The 3,383-nt window shown below is 40.3% G+C and carries 3 protein-coding genes and 1 pseudogene; all 4 read left to right on the plus strand.

Features of this window, described 5'->3' with window-relative positions:
* A pseudogene (locus WMO25_RS16430) lies at nucleotides 1-375 on the plus strand (lysine--tRNA ligase); the annotation flags it as partial.
* 411 nt (nucleotides 376-786) lie between these two features.
* Nucleotides 787-1,392, plus strand: coding sequence for a helix-turn-helix domain-containing protein (locus tag WMO25_RS16435; RefSeq protein ID WP_118057620.1), 606 nt, complete (start codon nucleotides 787-789; stop codon nucleotides 1,390-1,392).
* A gap of 148 nt (nucleotides 1,393-1,540) precedes the next feature.
* Nucleotides 1,541-2,926, plus strand: coding sequence for a zinc-ribbon domain-containing protein (locus WMO25_RS16440; RefSeq protein ID WP_349086238.1), 1,386 nt, complete (start codon nucleotides 1,541-1,543; stop codon nucleotides 2,924-2,926).
* On the plus strand, nucleotides 2,923-3,102 hold the full coding sequence (locus tag WMO25_RS16445; protein WP_002594660.1) for a hypothetical protein: 180 nt from the start codon (nucleotides 2,923-2,925) through the stop codon (nucleotides 3,100-3,102). Before WMO25_RS16440 ends, WMO25_RS16445 begins: the two co-directional genes overlap by 4 nt.
* Nucleotides 3,103-3,383: the final 281 nt, after the last annotated feature.

Below are 3,383 nucleotides of genomic sequence, written 5' to 3' on the forward strand. Positions count from 1 at the left end.
GATTTTTCTAAAGTAAAGATTGAGCCTTTGTTTGAGGAAATGGTAGACTTTGATACATTCAGCAAGTCAGATTTCCGCGCAGTAAAGGTTAAAGAGTGTGTTGCAGTACCGAAGTCAAAGAAACTGTTACAGTTTACTCTTGATGACGGAACAGGCACAGATAGAACCATTTTAAGCGGTATTCATAGCTTTTATGAGCCGGAGGAACTGGTTGGAAAGACTCTTATCGCTATCACAAATCTTCCACCGAGAGCGATGATGGGCATTGACTCTTGCGGTATGCTCCTCAGTGCTATTCATGAAGAAGAAGGCGAAGAAAAGCTTCATCTTCTGATGGTAGATGACCACATTCCGGCAGGTGCAAAGCTCTATTAAGATGAGAAACTGAGCCTTGCGGCGGTGTGCGCTTGCGAACACCGACATAAGGCGAAAAACGCACGGAGACGCCAGTCGACGTGATGTAAAGATGTACCGTTTTACCAAATAGACGGGACGTACTTCATTTGATAAAAAACTAAAAAACAGCGATTTACATCAAACTTACATCAATTGATGCAGAAATCGGTGCAAGCAAGAAAAAATCGCATAATTAGTGCAATGAGTGGGCAATTCCAATCGGAGTTGCCCATTTTTAAAACAAACAGAAATATAAATCGGAAGTTTTTTAAGTAAATTACAACTCTACGGAGCATAGAAACCGCTAAAACTCACCATATTCTACGTTACGTGGGTGTAAATAAACAGTGGGAATTTATACAATGAATCCAGAAAGGAGGACACGAACCTATGGACCAAATTAAGATAGGTAAATTTATTGCTGAAGAAAGAAAAGCAAAAAAATATACTCAACGGGAATTGGCAGATAAGCTTAGTATCAGCGATAAAACAATCTCAAAATGGGAAAGGGGTAATGGTTTCCCAGAAGTATCATTGTTACTTCCACTTTGCAATGAACTAGAAATTACAGTAAATGAACTTCTATCTGGTGAAAGATTGCAAGCGATGGATTATAAAAAGAAAGCGGAGGAAAATATGGTGAATTTAGTGAAAGAAGCTCAAGAGAGTAAAAAGAAGATTATAATGTCTGCAATGGTTAGTGTTTTGGTAATTGTTGCAGCAGTACCTTTATTTGTTGTTGCGGGAATGTTTGAAATGCAGGTATGGACCAGAGTGCTATTGATGGGGATTGGATTTGTAATAATGGTAATGGGAATCGCTATTGCATGTGTATTAGACAGAGAAGCAGGAGCCTTTGAATGTCCTGAATGCAAGGAGCGATTTGTTCCTGATATGAAATCCTATGTTATGGGACCTCATACAATTACCAAAAGAAAGTTAACTTGTCCAAAATGTGGATGTACAAAATATTGCAAACATGTTTTAACCAGATAAGGTGAAACTTTCAGTTTGCCAACTTGCCCTTTGAGAGAGGAGAAATCCCTTTCTCAAAGGGCTTTTTCTATTTATACGGATATTCGCAAACTACAAGATAAAGCCAAAACTTCATATACTCTAAGTACAAGGAGGTTGAGGTTTGGCTATGAATAACAGTTTAGCAGAAGTACACCCGGAGCTTGTTTCGGAGTGGTCGAAAAAGAATTTAACGCTTACGCCTGATGACATTACTTTCGGTTCAAATAAAAAAGTATGGTGGAGAGGTGCTTGCGGTCATGAATGGCAGGCAAGCGTTAAGGCTCGTTCTAATGGAGAGAAATGTCCGATATGTTCCAGTGCGAGAGTGATTGCAGGTATTAACGATTTGGCGACATTAGAGCCACTATTGGTAAAGCAGTGGTCGAAAAAGAATAAGATAAAACCGGCAGAGGTTTCTATTGGTTCTCATAAGAAAGTGATTTGGAGATGTGAGAAAGGACACGAGTGGGAAGCTGCCGTTAAGAGCAGGACAATAAATAAAACAGATTGCCCGTATTGCTCCCATAACAAAGTGTTGGCAGGATTTAATGACCTTGCAACACTTCTGCCTGATATAGCAGCCGAGTGGTCGGACAGAAATTATCCGTTACTTCCAACTCAGGTTACGGTCTTTGCCAATTGTAAGGCTTGGTGGAAATGTAAGGATTGCGGCAGAGAGTGGAACACCCTTATTTCTACCCGTTCTGGTGGCAGTAAATGCCCGTATTGCAGTGGGTACATATTTCTGAAAGGGTTTAACGATTTGCAGACAACACACCCTGAAATTGCTTCGGAGTGGTCGGGGAAGAACTTGCCTTTGAAATCTGATGAAGTAAATGCAAAGTCGAGGAAAAACGTCTGGTGGAAGTGCAGAAAATGCGGTAATGAGTGGAAATCCGTTGTCAATGCCCGTGTGAGAGGTACGGTATGCCCCGTTTGTGCAGAGAGAGAAGTCCTTGCCGGATATAATGATTTGGCGACAACAGACAGTCAGCTTCTTAGCGAATGGGATTATGAAAAGAATAAATGGAAGCCGACAGAGGTATCACGAACTTCAGCAAAGAGAGCGTGGTGGAAATGTAGGCACGGTCATTCATGGAGTATGAAGATAAATGAAAGGACGATATTGAATAAAGGCTGCCGAATTTGTGAGCAGGAGTATTTGTCATTATTTCCTGCTTTGGCGGTCAGCTATTATTCTAATAAGAAAGGCTTGAAAGCAGAACTTGGTTCTGACCGATTGCTTGGAGTTCCGCTTGAAACATACATACCTTCAGAAAAGTTGGCTATTGAGTCGGGAAGTGCTGACGAGAATATAGAAATAATGAAAGCGTATATGTGTAAGCAACGAGGGATAAGGCTGATTAAGCTGCCGATGAAAGGCACTGAACTGGATTATGCCGACAGCTTAAAAAGAGCTTTTCAGAACCTACATATATTTATTTCTTCTGATACAGAGGAAGATGTGGAGATAATCAAAAATACATTTGAAAGATGGAGGGACAGCCAATGAGAGAGAAAACCTATCATCTATACTTAAATGAAGAAGAACGAAGCCGAGTGATACAATCGCTCATTGAACTGAAGAACAATTTAGCAGCTCAGGGACGATACACCGATGCAGTAGATGATGTTCTATGTAAAGTGCTTGAAGCAAAGAAAAAGAAATTGAAAATTGAATACATTTAGAACGTGTTTTGCCGTCTGTTTCCTAACCGGAGCAGGCGGCTTTTTTAATTTCCAAAAATTTTTTTGAAATATTTTTGGAAAAGCGGAGATTTTGGGTGTGCATTTCATACCCCTTTGTCCAAATGAGTGAAGGGGTTCATTCCGGATAGCAAAAACGGAAGCCTTTTCGCTTGAAAATTGAATAAGTCATTCACTAAGACTTTATTTCTGATGATAGCCACTTTAGCAGGTACGCCGTGATTTCTGTATTTCAGAATAGCGAGAACTCCGGTTATGAGTAT

It is taken from the genome of Coprococcus intestinihominis (genome assembly GCF_040096555.1).
Lineage (GTDB): Bacteria > Bacillota > Clostridia > Lachnospirales > Lachnospiraceae > Coprococcus_A > Coprococcus_A intestinihominis.

Bases quoted from the DNA above. Each gene is read 5' to 3' on its own strand.
- WMO25_RS16440 (WP_349086238.1), top strand. From the start codon at position 1,541: ATGAATAACAGTTTAGCAGAAGTACACCCGGAGCTTGTTTCGGAGTGG.
- WMO25_RS16435 (WP_118057620.1), top strand. From the start codon at position 787: ATGGACCAAATTAAGATAGGTAAATTTATTGCTGAAGAAAGAAAAGCA.
- WMO25_RS16445 (WP_002594660.1), top strand. From the start codon at position 2,923: ATGAGAGAGAAAACCTATCATCTATACTTAAATGAAGAAGAACGAAGC.